Source organism: Nostoc sp. (assembly GCF_036919495.1).
Taxonomy (GTDB): domain Bacteria; phylum Cyanobacteriota; class Cyanobacteriia; order Cyanobacteriales; family Nostocaceae; genus Nostoc.
The window spans coordinates 42,004-67,326 of the sequence record NZ_JBALBZ010000173.1; the positions used below are offsets into that span (position 1 = coordinate 42,004).

General features: G+C 40.7%; 23 protein-coding genes and 1 pseudogene. 13 read left to right on the top strand and 11 right to left on the bottom strand.

Translation table 11 applies throughout. The annotated features are described in order from the left end of the window. Window positions 1-85: 85 nt before the first annotated feature. From V7K25_RS25215 to rppB, 3 genes are all read left to right on the top strand, one after another. Window positions 86-466, top strand: coding sequence for a hypothetical protein (locus tag V7K25_RS25215; RefSeq protein WP_335161689.1), 381 nt, complete (start codon window positions 86-88; stop codon window positions 464-466). Window positions 467-1,025: 559 nt separating this feature from the next. Further along, window positions 1,026-1,760 carry a two-component system response regulator RppA gene (gene rppA, locus V7K25_RS25220; RefSeq protein ID WP_335161691.1) on the top strand — a complete coding sequence of 245 codons (735 nt, stop codon included), beginning with the start codon at window positions 1,026-1,028 and terminating at the stop codon, window positions 1,758-1,760. A 45-nt stretch (window positions 1,761-1,805) separates the two neighbouring features. Beyond that, entirely contained in the window at window positions 1,806-3,140 is a 1,335-nt protein-coding gene (rppB, locus tag V7K25_RS25225) for a two-component system sensor histidine kinase RppB (protein ID WP_335161693.1), read from the top strand. 68 nt (window positions 3,141-3,208) lie between these two features. Here the strand turns inward: rppB and V7K25_RS25230 are convergent, their stop codons facing one another. The 8 genes from V7K25_RS25230 to V7K25_RS25265 form a co-directional block, all read right to left on the bottom strand. Next, window positions 3,209-4,189: a VOC family protein gene (locus V7K25_RS25230; protein WP_335161695.1), complete on the bottom strand. Its 981-nt coding sequence runs from the start codon at window positions 4,187-4,189 to the stop codon at window positions 3,209-3,211. Window positions 4,190-4,272: 83 nt separating this feature from the next. Then, entirely contained in the window at window positions 4,273-5,640 is a 1,368-nt protein-coding gene (locus V7K25_RS25235; protein ID WP_335161697.1) for an NAD(P)/FAD-dependent oxidoreductase, read from the bottom strand. 54 nt (window positions 5,641-5,694) lie between these two features. After that, complete coding sequence (locus V7K25_RS25240) at window positions 5,695-5,940, bottom strand: hypothetical protein (protein WP_335161732.1); 246 nt, start codon at window positions 5,938-5,940, stop codon at window positions 5,695-5,697. Window positions 5,941-5,978: 38 nt separating this feature from the next. Then, a complete protein-coding gene (locus V7K25_RS25245; protein WP_335161699.1) occupies window positions 5,979-6,641 on the bottom strand; it encodes a cytochrome c oxidase subunit 3 in 663 nt (220 codons plus the stop codon). Window positions 6,642-6,676: 35 nt separating this feature from the next. After that, window positions 6,677-8,353 carry a cytochrome c oxidase subunit I gene (gene ctaD, locus V7K25_RS25250; RefSeq protein WP_335161701.1) on the bottom strand — a complete coding sequence of 559 codons (1,677 nt, stop codon included), beginning with the start codon at window positions 8,351-8,353 and terminating at the stop codon, window positions 6,677-6,679. Further along, entirely contained in the window at window positions 8,343-9,263 is a 921-nt protein-coding gene (locus V7K25_RS25255) for a cytochrome c oxidase subunit II (RefSeq protein ID WP_335161703.1), read from the bottom strand. The genes ctaD and V7K25_RS25255 overlap by 11 nt, the downstream gene beginning before the upstream one ends. A gap of 24 nt (window positions 9,264-9,287) precedes the next feature. After that, a complete protein-coding gene (locus V7K25_RS25260; protein ID WP_335161705.1) occupies window positions 9,288-9,881 on the bottom strand; it encodes a DUF2231 domain-containing protein in 594 nt (197 codons plus the stop codon). Continuing rightward, window positions 9,878-10,372, bottom strand: a complete 495-nt coding sequence (locus V7K25_RS25265; protein ID WP_335161707.1) for a DUF2231 domain-containing protein — start codon at window positions 10,370-10,372, stop codon at window positions 9,878-9,880. Before V7K25_RS25265 ends, V7K25_RS25260 begins: the two co-directional genes overlap by 4 nt. A 524-nt stretch (window positions 10,373-10,896) precedes the next feature. Here V7K25_RS25265 and V7K25_RS25270 point away from each other — a divergent pair. From V7K25_RS25270 to V7K25_RS25285, 4 genes are all read left to right on the top strand, one after another. Beyond that, entirely contained in the window at window positions 10,897-11,709 is an 813-nt protein-coding gene (locus tag V7K25_RS25270) for an SDR family oxidoreductase (RefSeq protein WP_335161709.1), read from the top strand. A gap of 128 nt (window positions 11,710-11,837) precedes the next feature. After that, window positions 11,838-12,776, top strand: coding sequence for a cation diffusion facilitator family transporter (locus V7K25_RS25275; protein WP_335161711.1), 939 nt, complete (start codon window positions 11,838-11,840; stop codon window positions 12,774-12,776). 49 nt (window positions 12,777-12,825) lie between these two features. After that, entirely contained in the window at window positions 12,826-15,222 is a 2,397-nt protein-coding gene (locus V7K25_RS25280; RefSeq protein WP_335161713.1) for a glycoside hydrolase family 15 protein, read from the top strand. Between the two features lie 55 nt (window positions 15,223-15,277). Beyond that, window positions 15,278-15,736, top strand: coding sequence for a cupin domain-containing protein (locus V7K25_RS25285; RefSeq protein ID WP_335161715.1), 459 nt, complete (start codon window positions 15,278-15,280; stop codon window positions 15,734-15,736). 77 nt (window positions 15,737-15,813) lie between these two features. Here V7K25_RS25285 and V7K25_RS25290 read toward each other — a convergent pair. Continuing rightward, window positions 15,814-16,116: pseudogene (locus V7K25_RS25290) on the bottom strand (hypothetical protein); the annotation flags it as partial. A gap of 194 nt (window positions 16,117-16,310) precedes the next feature. Here V7K25_RS25290 and V7K25_RS25295 point away from each other — a divergent pair. The 5 genes from V7K25_RS25295 to V7K25_RS25315 all read left to right on the top strand — a co-directional run bounded on the left by V7K25_RS25295 (window position 16,311) and on the right by V7K25_RS25315 (window position 22,693). Further along, window positions 16,311-16,631 carry a 2Fe-2S iron-sulfur cluster-binding protein gene (locus V7K25_RS25295; protein ID WP_335161716.1) on the top strand — a complete coding sequence of 107 codons (321 nt, stop codon included), beginning with the start codon at window positions 16,311-16,313 and terminating at the stop codon, window positions 16,629-16,631. Window positions 16,632-17,138: 507 nt separating this feature from the next. Beyond that, entirely contained in the window at window positions 17,139-17,345 is a 207-nt protein-coding gene (locus V7K25_RS25300) for a hypothetical protein (protein WP_335161718.1), read from the top strand. Window positions 17,346-17,541: 196 nt separating this feature from the next. Beyond that, window positions 17,542-18,609, top strand: coding sequence for a DUF3326 domain-containing protein (locus tag V7K25_RS25305; RefSeq protein ID WP_335161720.1), 1,068 nt, complete (start codon window positions 17,542-17,544; stop codon window positions 18,607-18,609). A gap of 63 nt (window positions 18,610-18,672) precedes the next feature. After that, the gene (locus tag V7K25_RS25310) at window positions 18,673-19,275 is read left to right on the top strand and encodes a CPBP family intramembrane glutamic endopeptidase (protein WP_335161722.1); all 603 of its coding nucleotides are present in this window, start codon (window positions 18,673-18,675) and stop codon (window positions 19,273-19,275) included. An 835-nt stretch (window positions 19,276-20,110) separates the two neighbouring features. Next, on the top strand, window positions 20,111-22,693 hold the full coding sequence (locus tag V7K25_RS25315) for a GAF domain-containing protein (protein ID WP_335161724.1): 2,583 nt from the start codon (window positions 20,111-20,113) through the stop codon (window positions 22,691-22,693). Window positions 22,694-22,810: 117 nt separating this feature from the next. Here the strand turns inward: V7K25_RS25315 and purN are convergent, their stop codons facing one another. Next, window positions 22,811-23,482 (bottom strand): phosphoribosylglycinamide formyltransferase, encoded by a 672-nt coding sequence (gene purN / locus V7K25_RS25320; RefSeq protein ID WP_335161726.1) that lies wholly within the window; start codon window positions 23,480-23,482, stop codon window positions 22,811-22,813. Between the two features lie 21 nt (window positions 23,483-23,503). On the opposite strand from purN, the gene V7K25_RS25325 reads away from it, so the two are divergent. Then, entirely contained in the window at window positions 23,504-24,385 is an 882-nt protein-coding gene (locus tag V7K25_RS25325) for a carbohydrate ABC transporter permease (protein WP_335161728.1), read from the top strand. Between the two features lie 61 nt (window positions 24,386-24,446). Here the strand turns inward: V7K25_RS25325 and V7K25_RS25330 are convergent, their stop codons facing one another. Continuing rightward, window positions 24,447-25,016, bottom strand: coding sequence for a thermonuclease family protein (locus V7K25_RS25330; protein WP_335161730.1), 570 nt, complete (start codon window positions 25,014-25,016; stop codon window positions 24,447-24,449). Window positions 25,017-25,323 lie beyond the last annotated feature (307 nt).

Below are 25,323 nucleotides of genomic sequence, written 5' to 3' on the forward strand. Positions count from 1 at the left end.
TAGGGAAGGGTACACTAACGCATATCTTAACGATTGAAATAAACAGGTTATTGGTCAAGAGTAAATAGCAAAAAGGAGAAACATTATGACGAAGGATGAACGACAAATTACACCAGAAGAGAAACCACAGATTCAATCTCAACAGAACGAGTCAGAACAGATAGATTCTGATCCCTTAGCGACAGGTCTAGGTGTTGTGGGAGGTGGCTTTGCAGGAGCCGCACTGGGCCGCTCAATTGGTGGTAAGATGGGTGCTGCAATTGGTGGGCTTGCAGGGGCAATTACTGGTGGGCTTGCAGCCAATAAGTTGGCAGAATATGTAGAGGAATTTACTGAAGAACTCGAACCGACAGTTGGATTGGGATTAGGAGCAAATCACAAACCAATTGAATTACCTAGTCACTATAGTTGGGAAGAACTACAAGCACTATCAAAACCTCAAGGTGAAAAAATGCAAGCTACATAAACAAAAAATTAATTACGAATTACGGATTAATCCAAAATAATTATGTCAATAAAGGCAAACCACAGTCACAATTGAGTCATATTATTACTAAAAAAATGTTTTTGTGACAACTATCAATAACATAGTTGTCACATCGTTTATAAAAGGGAGCATCCACTTTCGGCGGATCTACTTTTTTAGATGAACTATATAGTAGGGTTTTTGGAGTACCAAAATTATGTTTCTTCCAAAAATGGATGCTCCCTTTATAAAATAGCTATACCAGTCCTAAATCATTAGTGAAAATACCTATTTATTACCTCTTCGTGTTCTCTACATCTCTGTGGTTCGATTAAAAAAATATTTTTCAAAACTCATTTATGATTGCTATCTAAAGTTTGCTTTCTACTATTGAGATAATAAGTATTGATAAATCAACAAGCATAAAAACTTTATTTTTGTATAAATCAAAAACTATAGAGGCATCAATATTTATTTCTTAAATAGAATAAAAATTTCATAATTATTTCACTTTTTTGTGAAAGCGTATTTAAAGAAGGCTTTTAGCATTGGGTTGACTATGCGGCTGATATTAGTTGAGGATGAGGCAGATTTAGGCGCAGCAATTAAACAAGTCCTGAGCCATGAGGCGTATATAGTTGACTGGTTTCTAGATGGTACTCAGGCATGGCAATATTTAGAAACTGGCTGGACTGAGTACACACTTGCGATTTTTGATTGGATGCTGCCTGGAGTATCGGGGATAGAATTGTGTAAATGGTTGCGCGATCGCCAATTAACTCTACCTGTATTAATGCTAACGGCTAAAGACCGAATGGAGGAAAAGATTATTGGTCTAGATAGCGGTGCAGATGATTATTTGGTTAAACCCTTTGATATGGCAGAACTGCTGGCAAGATTGCGGGCATTACAACGGCGATCCTCTTACGTAGGAACAACGCTGACACCTCAAGTCCAACCCCGCCGCTTACAAGTAGGTTGCCTGACGCTCAATTACAGTACTCATCAACTTACTCGTCAGTATTGTCATGGAGAAAATGAAGTATTCTCTTTAACTGTCAAGGAATTTCAATTGTTGGAATATTTCATGAGACATCCTAACCAAATTGTCAGCCGCGACCAAATTATTAATCAGCTTTGGGAAATTGGTGCAGAACCAGTTAGCAATGTCGTAGCAGCACAAATTCGCTTATTGAGACGTAAATTAGGAGAAGAAGAGAACGAATCTTTAATTGAAACTGTTTATGGTGTGGGCTATCGTCTCAATATTCCAACTGCGGAAATAGGCAGATGATTTCTGCTAACTGGACAGCGATACTTTCAGTAAGATTATAAAAATATGGAACGCAATCCCATTTTCCACCAGACTCGGTTGCGGCTGGCAGCTTGGTATACCCTCGTCATGGGCGGTATTTTAGGGCTGTCTAGTTTGGGGGTTTATAGTGTGGTTGCCCATGCCTACTATGAAACCATAGACCAGGGATTGCAATCAGCCGCAAATGCACTCCATAAAAGTATTGAACCGGCTTGGCAACAACCCGGACAATTACAACGCCTTGCTAAAGAACTTTCTTTAGAATTATGTGTGGGTCAGACAAGTTGTTTGCCTAAAATAACATCTATTAAAAAATCAATCACAGAGGCGGCGAATCCAGTTAATTACTATATACGCTTATTGGATCGCTCAGGAAAACTTTTTGCTAGTGAAGGCATGGAATTTGACCATTTACCGATTACCTCAGAATTACAGTATTGGCAAATTTTAACAGATTCCTCTGGCGCTCGATACCGCGAAATCACTTTACCTTTGTATACTCAAAAACAGGTTTCGGGTTATCTACAAGTGGCGCGTAGTATCACTGATTTAGATCAACATCTGGCTTATTTAAGATTAGCTTTGGTGTTGGGATTACCAATTTCGATGATTTTCGTTGGGTTGTCTAGTTGGTGGTTGGCAGGAAGGGCAATGCAACCTGTATATCTTTCCTACCAACAAATGCAACAATTTACTGCTGATGCTGCCCATGAGTTTCGCACACCTTTAGCAGCAATGTACTCTACTATTGAAGCTGCTATCAAGTTACAGCAAGAACCAAAATCCAATGGTGGAATTTTAGATGTACTCAAACGCCAAAATCGGCGATTATCACAATTAGTAGGAGATTTGCTGTTATTAACGAGGATAGATCAAAAACAAATAACAGGAGAATATCAGTCTTGCTGTTTGAATGATTTAATTAGCGATTTAATTGAGGAATTAGCATTTTTGGCAGTAGAAACTAAAGTCAATCTCTCTAAACAGGTGCAAGTCTCAGAAAAACTGTATGTGATGGGAAATGAAGAACAGCTTTATCGCTTAATTTCTAACTTAATTGCCAATGCAATTCAAGCTACATCTAGCGGTGAAAAAGTCACGGTTTTTTTAGAAAAGAGTGAGCTTTACGCCATGATTAAAGTTGAAGATACAGGAATTGGTATTGCTGTTGAACATCAACAGCGAATTTTTGATCGCTTCTACCGAGTAGATCGCGACCGCTCTCGTACCTCTGGCGGTTCGGGTTTGGGATTAGCCATCGCAATCGCGATCGCCAGAGCGCATAAAGGCAATATTCACGTTCAAAGTCAACCTGGGCTAGGTAGTATATTTACAGTTCGGCTTCCTCTTTCATCGTGAATTCTTACAATAAATGTTTGCTATACCGAAGAAATCGTTAAAATGCCTCATTGGAGACGTTTATCTAGCTATTCCGCAATTAGCAATATTGCGTGTCCGTCAGGATCTTTAACTAAACAACCTTGCCGATAAGGAAATGAGCGATCGCTAAACTGTACAATCCGCGACGATACAAACTCAACTCCGTTACGCCGTAGCTTATCCACTAACTGCTCAAGATTATTTACAAGTAGCTCAATTTGGATATGTGCAATATCGCAACTTTTCCAGTCACTCGGCATTGGGCGGCCTTTTCCAGGCACAATATAGTCTAACAGTTCAATTCCCACACCATCTTGAACAGGTCGCAATGCTGTAATTTTGACTTCGGCTCCTGGTAAATTATCCAAGCGAGATTGGGTTGCACGCCAGTTGAGGCTGCGGCTATCAATTTGCATTCCCAGGAGGTCGCAGTAAAAGTGTAGACTCTGCTCGGTATTGGAAATAGCGTAGGCGTAGCCCGTCGTAGACATCGCACTATGATCGATTCCCAAAAACAAGCGATGACTATTTTGATGCCATTTATCTTTTCCTTTATCAGGCGGAAACCAAATTAACTCTAAATCATGACCATCGGGGTCTTTAAACTTAAAAGCGCGGACACCACCAGATGCTTTATTCTCAAGTGGTATTGTCTGGGGAGCAACTGAAATTGGTTCAATGGGAAATGAACGCAAGTGAGCATAAGCACGATCCATATCACTCACTACAATAGCCAGATGTTGAAACCACAAATCATTACTTTGTGAATCGCTGGGGATGGGTTTACCCTGAATATTAAGATACTCCATCAACTCGATAAGTTCATCACCTAATCTTAAAGTGACAATGCGAATTTTTGCTCCAGGTACACCTTCTAAATCGCTGTAATCCTGTCCTTCAACAGTAATGTCAGAAACAAGTTCAAACAAGAGTGCTTGTGTATAGAAATCCAAAGAGCGATTGCAGTTTGTTACTGTTAAGCCAATAGCTCTAATTTTTTGTACTTGTACATCGGTTTGACTAGACATATTCAACAGCCTCTGTACTTATAATTAACGTTCTGTTAAAGGAGTTCTGTCAAGGTTAAAAGCTTTTTCCCACTCCCCGCTCCTTATTTATTTTTCTCCTCGTCTCCCAACATTTTTAATAATTTTCTGGCAACTAAAACACCTACAACTCCTGCACCAACTACTTCCACTGCTTGCACAACTTTTTTACCTACATCGTGAGGGTCAAGGTGGTGATGGAAAATCTTTTCATCCACCCATTCAGTTGTTGCTTTAAAGTCATGAATTGGTGTTGGTAATAGCGTTAAATAAGTGCCTTGACGGATTAAATGCCCAGATTCGCCTGCAACTTCAAAAACATTAAAAAGGTTAGCGGCTGCATCATTTAACCCCAATTTTAAGAGAGTTCCTCGGATGTTAACCTTAACAGGTTTGAGTTCTTCTCCGAGAGCGATCGCTTTCAAATTATGAGCAATATTAGCTCCTTGTTGATAAGCAGCTTGGGCTGTAGGTGATAGTGAACTACCCTGAACTGCTGCACAATCACCGCCTGCAAAAACTTCTGGAAAGTCGAGCAGTTGCATAGTAGGAGTGACTAAGGGACGGTTATGATGATCCCGATGTTCTTTAGGAATTGGTAAGTCTTGAATTAGTGGATGAATGGAAGTACCAGCAGTCCAAATTGTGGTGTATGTTGGCAGTATGTTAACTTGATTATTGCTCTTATATTCAATTGTGTTAGGGTGAATAGCAGTGGCTTCTGATCCCGTAAGAATTTCAATTGGTATAGTGCGTTTTTGTAATTCTTTCTCAGCAGTTGGGCGTAGTGGATCGTTAATATCGCCATCAAGGATTTTTTGACCATGATTAAGCAATACCACCCGAATTTCACTTGAATTACCTCCTAAAGCGCTATACCAATGTGGTAGAAAATCCCCTAGAGTAGCTGCCATTTCTACACCAGTTGCACCACCACCAACTATGACTACTGTTAATAGTTTTTGGCGTTGTTCTAAATCTTCAGTTTGGATGGCTTTTTGCAAACAATCGTGTAAATGATGTTCAAGAGCGATCGCATCTGCTTGCGTCCAGAAAGGAAAGGCATTTTCTCTAGCACCTTCAACTTGATGATAGCCAGTAACACTGCCCAAAGCTAATACTAAGTTACTGTAATTATAGGAGTCTCCAGAAGCTAATTTAACTTCTCTTTGATGCAAGTCTATTGATTGCACTGTATCTTGCACAAAGATGACACCACTATCTTTAAGTAGTTCCGAAAAACGCGGGACTACCTGAAAGCTATCCATTTCGCCGTCGAAATATTCATATAGTAGCGGCTTAAAGCAAAAGCGCTCATCTTTATCAATCAAGATAACAGAACGAGGATAATGTTCGTGAGCTAAATGTAAGGCTGTAAATAGCCCGGTAAAACCACCGCCGATAATCACAGTTTGATAAACTGGGTTGTTCATAAAATCCCTCACAAATCTTGTTAAATTAGAATGTTTTATTAATGAGAGCTTCTACTAGATGAGTAAAAATAAAGCCATCAAAATAGCGCTGAGGAACACAGCAAATCCAATAGCATATTCCACTCTGCGACTAAAAAATCCGACAGCAGCAATTAGAGCGATCGCTAACCCAATAATGCCAGCATATTGCTCTTTTTGTAATCCGCGTGCAATTAGTGGATCTTGACCTGGTGCTGGAGTTTCTTGAATTGCTTTTGGTGCGAGTTCTGAGGCTGGTATGTCTTGTAAGAATAGATTTATCACATTACTCCTTAAAATACTGAAATTTCTGAATGTTTTTATGCTCGCCAAAGGTAGAGAAGCGAGAAAAGAAAGACCCAAACTACATCAACAAAGTGCCAAAACAGAGTAGTCGCACTTGTCCCGAAATGAGTTTTATTATAGTTGCCTGGGATGAATGAACGAATCAGCATAATTATCTGAAGCACAACACCAGCCAGGACGTGTAGACCGTGGAAGCCTGTTAGTAAGTAAAATGTCGAACCAACTAACCCTGTAGTAATCTTAAAATCGAGATTTTTCCACTCAATTAGCAGACCAACTAAGAAGTAACTACCCATTGCGATCGTTATTAGCCATAGCCAACGAAATTTCTTGAGTTGATTACGTTTGAGGGCATTTTCTGCTGGTTGAATGACTAAGCTACTAGAAAGTAATACTACCGTATTAATAATCACAAGTGTAGACAATTCTGGCCCAGAAATCCCAGGTGGTAGCCAATTAGTAGTATTCAGTCGCAGAGCTACATAAGTAAAGATAAAACTCAAAAAAATGATGCTTTCTGACAGCAGGAACACGGTAAACCCGAACATTCCTTTACCATGATGATCTTCATGACTACCGCCACCACTTGGTAGGAAGCGCTGTAACCAATTTGGCAAGCGTCGCCGCCACAGATCAAAACGGATAGGACTTTCATCTATATGAGTGCGACGTTGCATAATTCGTAATTCGTAATTAAAATTTGTCTAACTCCTTACTCAATGTTGTTAGAATTTTCGATTACTGAGTAAATTGGATTGCCGTAGTCATAAGGAGGTCTTGTGACAATTGGAATCTCTTCAAAGTTATCTCGTGGAGGTGGTGAAGAGGTTGTCCATTCCAATCCAGTAGCGTGCCAAGGATTGTCAACTGCCCTCGGCCCGTAAAGCCAAGAGCCTACTATGTTAGCAATAAAAGGAAGTGTGGATGCTCCTAGTAAAAATGAAGCCAAGCTAGCGATGACGTTCCATCCTTGATATTGCGGATCGTAGGAAGAAACTCGGCGTAGCATTCCTTGTAAACCTAATGGGTGCATAGAGAAGAAGGTAATATTGGCAGGAATAAAGGTCAGCCAAAAATGTAACTTGCCCCAACCCTCAGCATACATTCTTCCAGTTATTTTGGGAAACCAGTAGTAAATTGCCGCGAAGATTGCCATTGTGATCGTGTTAAAAACGATGTAGTGGAAGTGTCCCACAACAAAGTAGGTGTTATTAACATGGATATCAAATGGCGTGGCAGCAAGCATTACACCAGTAACACCGCCAAAAATAAACATGGCTGCACCTCCCATTGCAAACAGCATTGGTGTCTCTAGATGTAGCTTGCTTCTCCAGATGGTGGCAGTCCAAGCGAAGGCTTTAATACCAGTTGGTATAGCAACTAACATTGAGGTAGCCATGAAAGTCATCCGCATCCAACCGGGGGTAGCACTGGTGAACATGTGATGTACCCAAACGAAGATGCTGATGAAAGCAATACCCAATGTGGCGATCGCAACTGACCGATAACCAAATAGGGGATTGCGAGAAAATGCAGGTAAAATCTCAGCAAAAATACCGAAGGCTGGTAGTGCCATGATATAAACTGCTGGGTGAGAGTAGAACCAAAATAGGTGTTGATAAATGATCGGATCGCCATTCCCATCAGGTTTAAAAAATTGTGTACCAAAGGATAAGTCAAGCAACAGCAGGATCAATGCACCCGTCAAGGCAGGTAAATTAATCAGTTGCAATAACTGGGCACTGAAAACTGACCAAACAAACACAGGCATCCGAAAAAATGTCATTCCTGGGGCCCGCATCCAAAAGATGGTTGTCACAAAGTTGACAGCCCCCATGATTGAAGAAATGCCTATCAAAACTAAACTGACTATCCATAAGAATTCACCGTTAATCAGTTCACCGCCTGGAACTTGCAGACTAATTGGCGGATAAGACCACCACCCAGCTTGTGCAGTGCCGTTTGGGACGAAGAAGCTAGATAGTAGTAAAAGACCTGCGGGTGGCAAAATCCAAAAAGAGATGGCGTTGAGCAAGGGAAAAGCCATATCCCGCGCTCCAATCATTAGTGGTACTAAGTAGTTAGAAAGACCTGCATTGAAGGGAATAATCCACAGGAAAATCATGATTGTCCCGTGCATGGTGAACAAACCATTATAAAGCGGGCGATCGACCAAATTTGATTCTGGGGTGAGTAACTCAGCCCGAATCAGCATCGCCAACAGCCCGCCAATCAGGAAGAACATGAAGGTCATCACCATGTACTGAATTCCAATCACCTTATGATCGGTGTTGAAACTGAAATATTCCCGCCAATTATTACCCTCTTGATTCTGGGAATTTTTCGATTCTTGATCCCCGGTAATTTCTTGACTAAAATCATGTGTCATTATTTAGCTTCCTTTTATTGGCAATGCCAGGTTGAGCAGGTGTAACGGTGTACCAGCCGCTATTAAACAATGTTTTTGGTGGTTGGATATTTTCGGCAACTGCTTGATTTACTGGAGTTTGTTCGCTAGTAGCAGTTTGCGTGAGCCACTGGTTATATTGATCGAGGGATTCAACATATACATCCGTTTCCATTAAGGCAAAGTAAGTACCGCTAAATTGAGAATCTTTCAACCGATATTTGCCTGCACGAATGGGTGTTAGCACAATATCAATCTTGCGCCCTGGAATAATATCCTGCTTTAAGCGAAACTCAGGGACATAGAAACCGTGGATCACATCCTGCGCTTGCAGATTTAAGCGAGTGCTTTGATTGATAGGCAGATGCAGTTGATTGCTAGTAACGTTATTTGGATAACGAAAAGACCAATCCCATTGCTTAACGAAAACATTAATAGTTTCAGATGCAGGTTTAGGGACATCGCTGATGGTTTCGGCATAAGCGGGTGCAGATTCTAAGGGTGTATGCAAATGCACAATTTGCTTTAGACCCAAAATATCTAATTGCTGATAAATATTGAAGCTTTGCAAAGCAATCCACACTACTAACAAAGTTGGGGTTGCTGTCCACAATATTTCTAGCCTCGCATCACCTCTAGAGGGGTGTCCTTCGGTGTAGTCTTCTGGAGGGGCGCGATGGAATGCGATCGCATAAACCATAACGCCAATTAGCCCAAGTAAGATAAATGCTCCAATTGAGACTAAGAAGCTAAACAAATCATCTACCCGTTGTGCTTCTGCTGTAGCTTGGGGAGGCATCCAAGAAAAGGCCTGTTGCCCAATCCACCGACTGACGACGAGCAACACTGCTACATAAACCGCTATTAATACATATTCAAAAACACTAAACATAAAATTCAATAAATTCTCGTTTAATTATTTGGTATAAACATTTTTAGAAATAGGATTAGCAGCAGTAACATGAATCCCAAATTCTTCTCCCAAATGCGCCCCCAATGTTCCGTGAACGAATAATATGCCTAGTATTGCAATCCCTGCTAACAAGTAACTCCACTGCACCTGTCTGGAAGCATCCTGACGCCAGCGATAGCGTTGCAAACCTCTCCATACAGTCATGGCGACAATGATCCCCAACAGCAAAACGCCACCCAAACCATGTAAAAGCATCGTCCAACCAGCACTCAATCCCCAAGCACTTTTTTGATCGACTGGTGGATTTGCCAAAAGTAGCTCAAAAAAACCAGCCGCAACCGTGAAAAATGTAATAGCTGCTGCTGCTATGAGGTTGTACCAGCCGACATCAAAAAAGCTAGAACGGATGGCAGCCAATCCCAAAAATTTGAAAATTGGTTTTTCTAAAGAAAACAGCACTCCTGCTATATCAAAAATGATGGCAATGATAAACAAACCCAGCGTTAGATGCACCAACTGCGGATGTACAGGAATCTCGTAAGGCAATCCGTTAGCACCTAGCCGCAATCTCAACTGCTCAATCAGTTGCGGGTTCATGGTGAAACTCCCTGTTTCATGGCTTGAACTACAGGTTCGACGTGCAACCCATACACCCAAAACAGTTTACTCCCTAAATACACTTGCAAAAACACTAAGCAGACTAAAAATGTTGCAGCCCCCAAGTAAGCAGGTGGTACTTTTCGGGGGCTGCGGTTGCGAATCACAAAACGCCAAGCTGCGATCGCCGCAACAATCGCCGCCAATGACCAACCCAAGACGGTATGATAATTAAGTGTTGACTGGGCTGCTTTCTGGGCTTGTGCTAGTCCTGCTTCAAATTGGCCAAAGATCACCGCTAAGAAAATTGCGATCGCAGCAACAAACATATTCCAGAAACTCACCTCAAATAAACGCACGTTGCGGGTGAAATAGCCTAAAATATCACAGAAAAAAGAAAAAAACACCATCGCAATCACAAAGTGAACGATAATTGGGTGCAAAGGATCGGGGTATGGTAGATTCTGGCTATTGAGAGGTAAGGCAGACATCGCTTTTTCCTTGGGGTATCACGATCGGTGATTACTAAAGAAATCCATTGAATTTTATCATCAATAATCATACACCCCTAAAAATATTCATCTCTACAAGATTAATAAATAACTTTAGTAAATGGTTACTTGTCATTAATCAAACTCTTATATAAATAAATCTATATCAAAAAATCAAAATTATTATAAAATCTATCTCCTGCTTAAGAAAGACATGCAAATCACTTCATCCTTTAAAGATTTCATCCAATAATGAAATCGTGATGAAATTTTTATAGTTCTTTCGGTAGAGATATTTTTTATTCCAATGGCTAGAAGCGTTAATTCTTGCAAACCTCTAAAGTAATGCCAGAATCACAAAAATAACTGTCAAAAATTAAACACATAAGCAAAATGTGTAATTGGTATAAGAATTTCAATATAGGACAGCTTGCTTCAATTTGGATTCAATCATAAGTTTTCAATATCAGCTATCCTCAAACTTTGCAAATGAAAATACATAGCAAAAATTCTGAAAAAGTATTATGGTTTATTCCCCTTATCTGCTTAAAGGTCAAAAAGCACTTGTGACAGGTGCTAGTTCTGGAATTGGTGAAGCGATCGCTCGCTATTTAGCATTATCAGGTGCAGCTGTCGCTGTAAACTATCATTCTGAAGCCGAATCAGCCCAAAAACTTGTTGATGATATCAAAGCCGCTAATGGTGAAGCATTTGCCATTCAAGCTGATGTCAGCAAAGAAGACGAAATAAAGGCGATGTTCAGCCAGACACTCCAGCAATTCGGCACTCTTGACATTTTAATCAACAACGCGGGTCTTCAAAAAGATTCACCCTTTGTAGATATGACCCTTGACCAATGGAATACAGTCATTGGGGTAAACCTGACAGGACAATTCTTATGTGCTAGGGAAGCTGCAAAAGAATTCTTACGCCGAGGCGTACAGCCCGATATTTCATCTGCCGCAGGTAAGATTATTTGTATAAGTTCAGTGCATCAGGTAATTCCTTGGGCAGGTCATGTTAATTATGCCGCAAGTAAGGGCGGTATAAATATGATGATGCAAAGTATTGCTCAAGAACTTGCACCCCACAAAATTCGCGTCAATAGTATTGCCCCTGGCGCAATCAAAACTCCAATCAATAAATCAGCTTGGGATACTCCAGAAGCAGAAGCGAAGTTACTAAAACTGATTCCAGCCAAACGTGTGGGAGATGTGGAAGACATCGCCAAAGCAGCAGTTTGGTTAGCTTCTGATGACTCCGATTATGTCACCGGTACAACACTGTTTGTAGACGGTGGTATGACCTTGTATCCAGGTTTTACAGAGAATGGTTAATTGACAATGCCTACAAAAGTTACTGTCGATCCTAGTTTGATAACAGCAACAATGGTTCGGCTTTTCTAGTAGAAGTTACCCATCTCAATGGTGAATTAGAAGTTTATACATAATTATTATTTACTCTTATGGCATCTGATTCGTCTAATAAAGCTATATATGCGGCGATGGGTGCTAACTTAGCGATCGCTATTACTAAATTTCTCGCCGCCTCTATTACTGGCAGTTCGGCTATGATATCTGAAGGGATTCATTCAATTGTAGATACTGTCGATCAACTGGTACTTTTGCTGGGAATTCGCAGGAGCCAAAAGCCAGCAGATGCTAGCCATCCCTTTGGTTACGGACAAGAACTTTACTTCTGGACTTTCATCGTTGCTCTCCTCGTCTTTGCCCTTGGCGGCGGTATGTCAATTTACCAAGGAATCATTCATTTAATTAATCCCAGTCCTTTAGAAGACCCAAAATGGAATTATATTGTGTTAGCTATAGCAATATTATTGGAAGGTTTTTCTTGGATTGTAGCTTTAAGAGAGTTTTTGCCAACCAAGGGTAAACAAAATTTTTGGCAAGCAATCAAAAATAGTAAAGACCCCACAGTATTGACAATATTATTTGAGGATACTGCGGCAATTTTAGGTTTATTCGTTGCCTTCATCGGAATCTTTTTAGGACATTTATTTAATAATGTTTATTTTGATGGCATCGCCTCGATTATTATTGGCATTATCTTGGCTATAGTAGCGGTGGTACTAGCGAGAGAAAGTAAAGGATTATTAGTTGGTGAAAGTGCTGCTCCTAAAACCATAGCTAATATCCGTTCTTTGTCAAAAACAGAACCAGGAGTCAAAGAAGTTATCCGTATACTAACAATGCAGCTTGCTCCACAGGAAGTATTACTCAACTTAGAAATTCAATTTGCTCAAAATCTGACAGGTGAAGAAATAGCATTAACTGTAGAAAGTTTAGAAATAAAAATTCGCCAAATGCATCCTGAAATAAAACAAATTTTTATTGAAGCTAAATCCTTAGCTGCTGCTCGAAAAACTTCTCAAATTCCTCAATAAATTTTAATCAAATAAATATCAATTACAGCAATAAACTGCACAATAAATTATGATAAAAATTATTGGTCAAGGACAGGCTTTCGGCTCACCGGGTATCGAGCCTCGATGGACTCATGCGAATAAAGATGGAGTCGGAACAGCTTACTCTACTTCTAGTAACATTTGGTTTACTATCTGGAATGGTGTTGTTACTGAAATTTACCATCCCACAGTAGATAAACCACAAGTTCGGGATTTACAGTATCTAATTTCTGATGGAAAAAGCTTTTTTCACGAAGAGAAACGCCATCTCGAATCAAAAGTTGAACCGATGTGGACTCATGGTTTAGGATATCGCATCACTAATTCCGATCCACAAGGGCGTTATGCTGTAATCAAAGAAGTAATTGCTGACCCGCATTTATCCTGTATTTTACAACATACAAAGTTAACAGGAAATAGCGATTTTATTTCCCAACTCCAGCTATACGCTTTGTGTGCGCCGCATCTAGAAGTTGGAGGTAGAGGTAATAATGGTTATGCTGTACAAGTTGCTGGACATCGGATTCTCACAGCCGAGAAACAAGGAACATGGTTAGCGCTGGGTGCAACAATTCCATTTACCCGGCTTTCTTGTGGCTACGTCGGTGAAAGTGATGGCTGGACAGATTTAGCTGATAATTTTCAGATGGATTGGGAGTTTGACAGTGCTGTAGATGGCAACCTGGCTCTGACTGGAGAACTAAATTTAGATAGCACTAAAGAGTTTACTTTAGGATTAGCATTTGGCACAAATCTGCACAATGCAATTTCTACACTGTTTCAGTCACTCAATATTCCTTTTGAAAAGCAGAAGCAGCTATATAACGAACAGTGGAAGCGATCGCGCGATCGCATCAAACCATTAGAAAATAGTTCTTATGATCATGGGAAGTTGTATCACAACAGCATTAGTCTGTTGTTGGCACATGAAGACAAGACTTATCCCGGTGCCTTAATTGCATCTCTGGCTATCCCTTGGGGTGAAGCTAAAGACGACCAAGATCAAGGAGGATATCACCTTGTCTGGACGCGGGATATGGTTAGCAGTGTATCAGGTTTATTGGCTGCTGGTGAGACAGAAACAGCAGTGCGATCGCTAATTTATCTCGCCACTAGTCAGCAGGAAGATGGAGGTTTTCCCCAAAATTTCTGGGTTGATGGTAAACCTTATTGGAAAGGTATCCAGCTTGATGAGGTGGCATTTCCCATTCTGTTAGCATGGCTATTGCACCAGCAAAAAAATTGTTTAAATTTTGATATTTATCCGATGATTTTGCGGGCGGCTGGTTATTTAATTCGTCACGGCCCAGCTACCCAACAAGAACGCTGGGAAGAAAATAGTGGTTATTCACCATCAACATTAGCATCTAATATTGCCGCCTTAATTTGTGCTGCTCAATTTGTTCGTGAACGTGGGGATGAAGCAACAGCAAAGTTTATAGAAGAATACGCTGATTTTTTAGAATCTCATATCGAAGCTTGGACAGTTACTACTGAAGGAACTTTAGTTTCTGGCATCAAACGCCATTACATTCGGATTACTCCTACAGATATAAATAATCCTCAACCCAACGAAAATCCTAACCAAGGGACTCTTTTTATTAGCAGTCAACCTCCTGGTGAACCGTCAGAATTTCCCGCGAAGGAAATTGTTGATGGTGGGTTTTTACAATTAGTACGCTATGGAATTCGCAAACCTGATGATCCGATTATTGTTGATTCTGTCAAAGTAATTGACGCAGTTTTAAAAGTTGATACACCTGCTGGCCCTTGTTGGCATCGTTATAATCACGACGGTTACGGCCAGCAAGAAGACGGCAGTCCTTATACTGGTTATGGTAAGGGACGCGCTTGGCCTCTCTTAACAGGAGAACGGGGACATTATGAATTAGCTATTGGCGGCGATGTCAAAGCATATATTAAGGCGATGGAAAGATTTGCATCAGATACTTGTTTACTACCCGAACAGGTTTGGAATGAAGCAGACATACCTGAAAACCATCTGTATTTAGGAAAACCAACAGGTTCTGCAATGCCTTTGATGTGGGCGCACGCAGAGTATATCAAGATGTTGCGGTCAAATCATGATGGTCAGGTATTTGATTTAATTCCACAGGTGGCGAATCGATATCTAGGCGAAAGACAAGAGTGTAAATCATTTGAAATCTGGAAGTTTAACCGACAAATAGACCAAGTTAAAAAAGGTTATACATTGCGAATTCACGCTTTAGCATCTTTTCAGTTGCACTGGTCAGATGATAATTGGCAAACTGTCAAAACTACACCTGCTACTTCTACAAAGATAGGAGTTAGCTTTGTAGATATTTCTATTTCTGATAATCAGGAACAACCAATCAACTTTACATTTTTCTGGATTGAAAGCAGCAAATGGGAAGGACACAATTATACGGTTAGAATTGCGTAATTCCTAATTTATAATTCGCCTTTCAATACATTTCAGATCAAAAAGAGCCATTATTATGCAGAATAACTCATCACCCAAACCAACAATTGAATATTGGCACGTCTGGACTGACAACGACGGTATAAGTCACCAATCTCGTTGTCAAATTGAAGACTTTATGGAAAAGGGCATAGCCCCGGATACCTCACCGCAGTGGCTTTCTAATTTGAAACAGTCCGGTGCTACAATCACCTTTACTGTGCTACCCGTAGGATGGGTTGGTAACTGGCATGAGAACCCGAAACCCCAGTGGATCATCCCTTTGTCGGGACGCTGGTTTGTGGAGACTATGGACGGACAGCGAGTCGAGATGGGGGAAGGCGAAATTTCCTTTGGAGAAGATCAGGGTACGAAAGCAGACGCGCAAGGTCATAAAGGTCACTTATCTGGAACAGTAGGCGATGCACCAGCTGTTCTAATAATGGTGCAACTTGAAGAGACTCCGACTATAGATCAATCTTGTCGATTTAGGTAAGTGAGTTAGTAGCGATCGCACATTCCCTTATAATCGCTGAAATCCATATTCAACACTGCGATGCCTGCGGCGGGCTACGCCAACGCAATTCCCCCCACTGAATCATGAGAAGCACCCACATCAGGCCCGGCGGCTTTGAGAACTTCGCGGGTTGTACCAAATAAACTATAAAGAGAATTCATCGCTTCTCGTACCAAACCCTGGTCAACTTCCAAAGGTTGCACAGCAATGCGCGTCACCAATTCCACATAAAGCGACCAAGCCGCTTTCTTTTGTGTGGTGTCAACTTTTCAAGACATTGAAGCAATGCCAAAAGGCAGGCTTACAGATACAGTCTCTAAGGAAACGCGATGCCTACGGCGGGCTACGCCTACGCGCATATTTTATAGTAAGCAAATTTAACTAATTTATTTGTGTATTGTATAGTAATTAATGTTACTAATCTATAACTTATTCAGAATTAGTTGCTATAATTTTCGCTATTTAACCTAAATTTTTATAGTAGCATCTGGATATTTTTAACTAATTCAGATAAACTAATAAATTTGTCCGTTGCATCACGCTTCTTTTGTATATGCCCAAAACTTACACCGTAGAAATTGATCACCAAGGCAAAATTCACACCTTGCAAGTTCCTGAAAATGAAACGATCTTATCAGTTGCCGATGCTGCTGGTTTGGAACTGCCGAGTTCTTGTAATGCAGGTGTTTGCACAACTTGCGCCGGTCAAATAAGCCAGGGAACTGTGGATCAAACTGATGGTATGGGCGTTAGTCCAAATTTGCAAAAGCAAGGTTACGTATTGCTTTGTATTGCCAAACCCCTTTCTGATTTGAAACTTGAGACGGAAAAAGAAGATGTAGTTTATCAGTTGCAATTTGGTAAAAGCAAATAATTAGTAAACAGTTGTCAATATATAGCGGTTCTCGATAAGCGTGAGGTACAATTTTGACGTCACTTCCATTCATCTCTCTTTTTAGGCTACGGTGTACACACAAGTTTTAAATAGTTGATTAACCAAAGTTTTACCCCACCCTAACCCTCCCCTTGCAAAGGGGAGGGAACTAGATTTTCGGTTTCCCTCCCCTTATAAAGGGGATTGAACTAGATTTCCGGTTTCCCCCCTTTATAAGGGGGGATTAAGGGGGGTAATTAGACTTGTGTTTACACCGTAGCCTTTTAGGAGAGAGGCTTTGAATTTTTCCACCCTTCCCGCGACGAGTTGGGGGTTAGGGGGTTAGGTCTATTTGCATACTTGTACCCACCGGATTGAAAATGGCTATATGCTTTGATTATTGATAACTGCTCATTTAACATTACCGAAGCTCATAAATAACACAAGTATTTCATCGCAACTGATATCAGCTATTCTAGAAATTACAAATCAACAGGATTTACCAAAATGACGACTCATTTTATTACCGCAGAAATTGATTTACAAGAAACTCCCGCAGAATTATTAGAAGTAATTGAAACAGAGTTAAAGAAACAAGGCGAACCCCTGCGTTGGGCAGTTACTTCTGTGGATGTTGACGAACAAAAAGCTACAGTTGAAGCTGTGGTGACAAAAAGTGCTGTTAGCGATAGTGGGGCATTGAGCCAGTGCTGAGTTAGAAGTTAAAAGTTGAGAGTGGGCAAAGGTTATTTCATTTTCATCTAGCCCGCCTCAGAATGAATTCTGAGTCTAACAGCGAAAGTCGTCTCAAGACGACTAAGAAAAGGTTATAGCCCGTTTTAACGGACTTTAGTTCTGGGCAGTTTATGTTTAGAACGAAATAGCCCTGGAGAGTGGGAAATAACTTAAAATGAATCGTCCATACACCGCTATCTTAATCGTACCAACAGGCGTTGGGGCTGCCATTGGCGGTTATGCAGGAGATGCTTTACCTATTGCCAAAGTTATAGCACAAGTTTGCGATCGCCTAATTACTCATCCCAATGTTTTGAATGGCGCAAGTTTATACTGGAATCTTCCAAACGCTTTCTATGTTGAAGGTTACGGGCTTGACAAATTCGCTTCTGGGTGCTGGGGTTTGCGTCCAGTCCGCAGTAACAAGGTAGGTTTGCTTTTAGACCAAGGCATTGAGCCAGAGTTACGGCTACGACATATACAAGCAGCAGATGCAGTCAGAGCAACTCTGGGATTGACTTTAACTGATTATGTAATTACTGATGCCCCATTAAATGTAGAATTGCGGACTACAGCATCGGGAGCTAGTTGGGGAACAATTGGCAACCCAGATAGTTTATTACGAGCAGCTGAGATATTAATTAAAAAAACGGGGGCAGAAGCGATCGCAGTTGTAGCCCGTTTCCCCGATGATATGGATGAGGAAGCAGTACAGAAATATCGCCAAGGTGAAGGCGTAGATTCTCTGGCGGGTGCAGAAGCCGTAATTAGCCATTTGCTAGTGCGAACCTTTCAAATTCCTTGCGCCCATTCTCCTGCTCTTTTGAGTGAACCTCCGCAACCTGATTTATCTCCCCGTTCCGCCGCCGAAGAATTGGGCTATACCTTTTTGCCGTGCGTCCTTGTAGGATTAAGTCGTGCCCCACAATTTATAATAGAGAGAGGAGCAATTGGATCGCAGCAAGAAGATATTTGGGTAGATGAAGTAGATGCTGCGATCGTACCAGCAAATGCTTGTGGTAGCAGTGCCTTACTGAGTTTAAGCCAAAGACGATGCCACATAATTACAGTAAAAGAAAATGAAACCCTAATAAAAGTTCCTCCCCAACCGTTGGGGATCAAATCTATACAGGTAAACTCATATTTAGAAGCAGTGGGTGTATTAATAGCACACAAAGCAGGTATTAATCCCGACGCTCTCCGTCCCAACTTATTACCTTTACAGCCAGTAATTAAAAGTTAGGAGTTAGAAGTTTTTACTTTTCCCCTGCTCCCCAGCCCAATGCCCCCTCTTTCTTAAAAACCTGTGATTGAACAACAAAAGCAAAAGCCAGAAATTCCATACCTGACGCGCATCCAAATACTTGGGGCGATGGGAGCGACTGCAATCATTTTGTTGATAGTCGCCAAACTCTCGTTATACCTTGGCAATTTTTCTTTATTTTCTTGGGACTTGAACCGAAGAGAGTTGCTCTTGGGTGTAGGGTTAGGATTGGTCATAACCGCATTAAGTGGCGTAGCTTATCGCGTTTGGACTGCCTATCGTAAAAGTGCAGATTATTATCTAGAAATGGTACTAAGGCCCTTAACCTTACCAGACTTAATTTGGCTGGGGTTACTACCAGGGTTGAGTGAAGAATTATTATTTAGAGGTGTAATGCTGCCAGCTTTAGGCTTAGATCATCTGGCTGTCATTGTATCTAGTCTTTGCTTTGGCATCTTGCATTTTAGTGGTTCCCAACAATGGCCTTATGTGATTTGGGCAACAATTGTAGGGATGATATTTGCATATAGTGCCCTGCTCACTGGCAACTTATTAGTGCCGATTGTCGCTCACATTATTACCAATTGGATTTCTAGCTATTTCTGGAAAATATCGCAATTACGGCAATTAAAAAATAAATATTGAGCTTCTAGGAATTAGTGCCAAAGGGTAGCCCAAGCGAAGCATTAATAACTACGGAAGAAGTTGTTTTAATCACAGCTTGAGCATTTAGAACTACAGCTTCAACATTTATAAGCAATGCTTAAGTTGTATTAACTCAATTTTCAATTTTACTTAAAAAAAAAGGACTTTATATAATTAAAATTAAACCTCTATTAACTACAAATTGAAGTTTATTTATAGCCTTATGAGCAATTGTAACTATAGCTTCAATATTTCTAAGTTATGGTTAAGTTGTATTAAATATCAATTCAGATTTGATTATATATATTAATTTTTTTGTAAAGTGTGTTTGTGTGTTCGCAGGTACAGCGCTATTTAGTCAAGTAGACTACAATAAATATACTTAAACCCAAACTCCTTTCTGCACATAGTGCCGCTATACAAATCTAAGGAAAGTGAGTAGTAAGTCTCTCTCTGTCAATGGGCTTAAAGGCTTATTATCACGTTGTTCCTTCTCTTTCTGAGCGGTGAGGTAACTTATGATAAGTCTGTATGGTTCTTGTTGAAAAAGAAAGATTTTTTGGCTGTTTTGCCAGAAAACTACAACACCTAATGAGAAAATAAGACATTAAACAAAGCGATATCTACGATGGGCTACGCCTACGCCATTTTATTGTTAACAAGCCCGTTAATCAGACCTGATTTTTTTGAGGTCAAAAGCTTTATGGGGTATGACGTAAAAGGTTAGTGCCTTAAAGTACTCCTGAAAGCCAATCCTTGTTTAATAAGTTTTGTGTAGAATTTGGTGGAGAGGTTATTTACTTGATTCTCAATTGCAGCAATCCAGGTTTCATTTATGAATCAGTCTTTTTCTCAAAACCAAGCAAGACGAAATCGTGAACAAAGGCTGCGGCAACAAAAATGGAGTTTAAAAACTAAAGCAATTGTTTGGGCACTAAGCATTAGTATGCTTCCTGTGGTTGCAATGGGAACAGCTACTTACTACTACGGTGTTAATTTAATTACCAAACAAATTCCGCAAGTAAGACTTGAGAGTGCAGCAAGTTCAACAGAAACTGAACTAGTTCTACAGAGACAATTGTTGCTCTTGTTAACTGGTATGGGAGTAACAGCAATTTTAACAGGTGCGATCGCTGTTTTTGTCACTAATCGAGCTATTAGTCGAGTCAGTAAAGCTGCGGCAATTTCTAATAGTATCAAAAACAAGCTGCGTCCAGACAGTGAGTTTACTCAATATTTCATTGCTAACGAAGATGAATTAGTAATGTTAGAGAGAAACATAAACTTATTCACAGAGTTGCTTTCAGTTTTGATAAAGGAGAAAGAAGCCGAAGCTGATTACTCCCAACTATTAATGAAAGTTACACGATGGGTTCGAGAATCCTTCAATGAAGAAGATGTTCTCAAAATTACCTCAGAAGAAATTCGTAAAGCTTTAAGCATTGACCGCGTAACCATTTTTTGCTTCAACTCTAACTCTAATGGAACCTTTATCGCTGAGTCAGTAGCACCTGGTTTACCTAGAATATTAGGGGTTACAGTCTCTGAGCCTGGGTTTGAAGCAGGGTATATAGAAAAATACCAGAATGGTTTAATCCGTGCTATTGATAATATCTATCAAGCCGATCTTAGTGAGAGTGATATTGAGTTGCTAGAGCAATTTGCTGTCAAATCTAATTTAGTAGCACCAATTCTCAAAGGCAAACAGTTATTCGGTTTATTGATTGCACATCAGTGTTCTAGAATTCGCTTTTGGCAGCAGTCTGAGATTGATTTGTTCACTCAGATAGCTATACAAGTAGGATTCGCCCTTGACTACACCAAACTTCTAGAACAGGTTGATACGAAGGCAGATACAGCTCAGGTATTTATCGACATTACCCGTAGCATTCGCCAATCGCTCAACGAAGAGGATGTCATTAAAACCACCGTGGAAGAGGTTCGCAAAGCACTGAGTAGTGACCGAGTGCTGGTTTATAGCTTTAACGTTAATTGGTCGGGAACTGTGATTGCAGAATCAGTGGTTCCAGGTTATCCCAAAGTTTTGCGGTCTGAAATCCAAGACCCATGTTTCGCTCAGGATTATGTAGAAAAGTATCAGTCTGGTCGCGTTCAAGCCACGAATAACATTTATGAAGCCGGTTTGCTTGATTGTCATATTAACCTGCTCGAATCCTTTAGTGTGAAAGCAAATTTGGTCGCACCCATTCTCAAAGATGAACAGTTGTTTGGCTTATTAATTGCACATCAATGCTCTAGACCCCGTGATTGGCAACAGTCTGAGATTGATTTATGTGCCCAAATAGCGATGGAAGTGGGATTTGCTCTCGACCATGCAAGACTCGTGCAACGAATCGAGGCTGAGAGTGTGCAAAGTCAATTGCTGGCGGATACTATCGGCAGCATTCGCCAATCACTCAATGAAGAGGATGTCCTTAAAACCACTGTAGAAGAGGTTCGGAAAGTACTAAGTACTGACCGAGTGATGATTTATAGCTTTAATGCTAATTACTCTGGAACTGTGATTGCCGAATCAGTTGTTCTCACCTATCCAAAAGTTCTGCGCTCTGAAATCCAAGACTTATATTTTGGTCAAGGCTATGTAGAAGATTATCAGTCTGGTCGCGTTTTAGCAATAAACAACATTTATGAAGCCGGTTTGGCTGATTATCAGATTAGCCTACTCGAATCTTTTGCTGTCAAAGCAAACTTGGTAGCCCCCATTCTTAAGGATGAACAGCTATTTGGTTTATTAATTGCACATCAGTGTTCCAAACCTCGTGATTGGCAACAATCTGAGATTGATTTATTTGGCCAAATAGCTATGCAAGTGGGATTTGCTCTCGACCATGCCAGGCTCTTGCAACGAATCGAAGCTGAAAGTAGGCGAAGTCATTTACTGGTGGATATTACCCGCAGCATTCGCCAATCACTTAACGAAGAGGATGTCATCAAAACCACTGTGGAAGAAGTTCGCAAAGCACTGAGTGTTGACCGAGTATTAGTTTATAGCTTTTACGCTAATTGGTTCGGAATTATAATTGCTGAATCAGTAGTTCCAGGTTATCCCAAAGTTTTGCGGTCTAAAATTTACGACCCTTGTTTCACAGAAAACTATGTAGAAAAGTACCAGTCTGGTCGTGTTGTAGCAACAAACAACATTTACAAGGCCGGTTTGGCTGATTGTCACATTAACCTGCTCGAATCCTTTGGTGTAAAAGCAAATTTAGTAGCACCCATTATGAAAGATGACCAGCTATTTGGCTTATTAATTGCACATCAGTGTTCTGGCCCCCGTGATTGGCAACAGCCTGAAATTGATTTATTTACTCAGATAGCAATGCAAGTAGGATTTACTCTAGATCATGCTAGGCTCCAACAAGCGTATCAAGCTACTGAAGCAAACTCAGGTGTATAGCTTTGTGGAAAAGGCAAGGGAGCAGGGAGAAAGTCAAAAGCTTGATGCAGGTTCTTTTTCCCCTTTTCTCCCTGCCCCCTGCCCCTTGTCCTCTTTCTCCCTGTTCCTTGTCTTCTTTTAACCCAAGTGTATTGGGCTGAGTGTAGTTTTTGACGAAGAAGCTGCTAGAGCGATCGCTAATGGTAAAATTCGATGTTCCTGAATTTGAATCCTGGCGTGGAGTGTTTCTGCTGTATCATCCGGCAATACTGGTACTGCGGCTTGCATTAATATTGTGCCACTGTCCATTTCTAAACAAGCTATATGCGCTGTACAACCAGTAATTTTTACCCCAGATGCCAAGGCTTGTTCTACAGCATGGATTCCCTTGAAACTAGGTAACAAACTAGGATGGATATTAATAATTTTATCAGGAAAGGCATCGATGAAAACTGATGTTAATAATCGCATCCAACCTGCCAAAATCACCCATTCCACATCGTAATGCTGCAATGTCTGCACAATTTTATCATCAAACTCTTCTCGATTTTTATAGTTGCGGTGATTTAATAAAACAGCTTCTACACCTCTATTGGCTGCTCTGACGGCTGCTTTAGCCGAGGGGTTATTGTAAATTAAAACTTGAATTTGGGCATTTAGCTGTCCATCTTGGATAGCTTGGGCAATTACATCAAAATTGCTGCCATTCCCAGAAGCCATAATTCCCAGTTTTAAAGGCGCGACTTGTCGGCATACATAGCTAATGCTGGGGGAAACCAAGCTAAGGGTAGAATCAGGGCGGAGGGTCATAGCTAAGAGGGTTAATTATAGATGCAAAAAAAATATACTAAGTCGTGGTTGGATAATGATACAGTAGCTGCCTGGATTTTTCTCACACCAGCACTAATTTTACTGGGCGTTTTTATCATTTGGCCGATCGCTTATTTGTTCTACCTCAGTTTCACTGCTGGTAGTTTCACTTTAAAAGGTATTTATTGGATAGGTTTAAAAAACTATACACGCTTGCTACTCGACCCCGATTTTTGGCAAGTTCTGGGTAACACCTTTTATTTTACTGTTGCCACCATCATTCCCAGTTTAGTTATATCTTTGGGATTGGCAGTGTTATTAAACCGCTCCATTCCTTTCCGGGGCATCTTGCGAAGTGCCTATTTTCTGCCTTCAATTATCTCACTTGTGGCAGCCGGTTTAGGATTTCGCTGGCTGTTTCAAACATCAGGGCCAGTGAACGGACTTTTAGATTTTTTCGGTATTCCAAACATAGCCTGGCTAGGAGACACATTTTGGGCAATGCCAGTAATTATTTTAATGAGTATTTGGAAACAACTCGGTTTCAATATGGTAGTTTTTTTAGCAGGGTTGCAAGCAATTCCTCCCAGTCGTTATGAAGCAGCAGATTTGGATGGAGCAAATGCTTGGCAACAATTTTGGTATATTACTCTTCCTGGATTGCGCCCGACTGTGATATTTGCAGTCATCACTACCGCGATTTTTACATTGCGGAGTTTTGAGCAAGTTTTTGTAATGACTGGCGGTGGCCCACTAAATTCGACTAATTTGCTGGTTTACTACATTTATCAAGAGGCTTTTGCTCAATTTGATTTTGGTTATGCAGCAGCAGCAGCGACGGTGTTACTAGCAGTGACGTTGATACTAGTTTATTTGCAACTGCAAACTTGGGGAGAGGAGTAGGGGGCAGGGAAGAATTTTGGAAGTTGGTAAATCATTCAGCAAATATGCAATGCTAAAAAATTTACTTTTTTTTATATAGGCTGCGATATTCCCAAGGATTGACAAATTTAGTATCACTCCAAATGCCAAGCCGTTGTTCCTTGGCTTTAGCTTCGGCTTGTTGAACTAAGTCTTTGCTAGGACACTTGTTTAAATAGGGACGATACACTTTTGCTAAACCTTCTTGCAATAATACCTGTTGCACAAAAGTGCCATTTTTTAAACGAACTTCGGCAATTTTACGTCCATAGCGATCGCTATCGGTGATATTCAAAGTCACGCGATCGCCTCCTTGTTGTACCAGTTCTTGCACCCGTTCTTGGGCTTTCACACCCCAAGTAAATTGATTGCGATCGCTAATGCGTTTACTCTGCTTTTCTTTGTTAGTATGAGCTATTTCTGGCGCATCTACACAAGCAAAGCGCACAGTAAGATTTTTGCCCTCAGCATCTTTCACGACTAAAGTATCGCCATCACTGACTCGCTCAACTGGTTCTCCAGAAGTAGTAATGAAGCGATCGCAGCCAATCAAACCTAAAATTAGGATAGTTGCACAAAGCCAAAATCGCACTGGTTTAGTTAATTTATCCATCCAAAGTTACCTGCATTACCTATGTGCGATGATACTAGCAAAATGCAAAAATATATTTGTTAACCTTCGACATACTGCCATAGAGAATTAGAAAATCCAAAATGGTAAGAACCTCTGGCCGCAACCAATAGAAAATGCAGATTAGTATAAGAATTGTAACCTTCCAATTGTCTGCGGGAATTTCTGATGAACTTCTTGACTCACGTTCTGCATCTGGTAGAGTCGATGCCCGGTATTATCCGGGGCACCTCTCTGTTAAATCTGGGCGTGCGACTTTCACCGCACCCAGCTTCCGATGTTCTCAGCT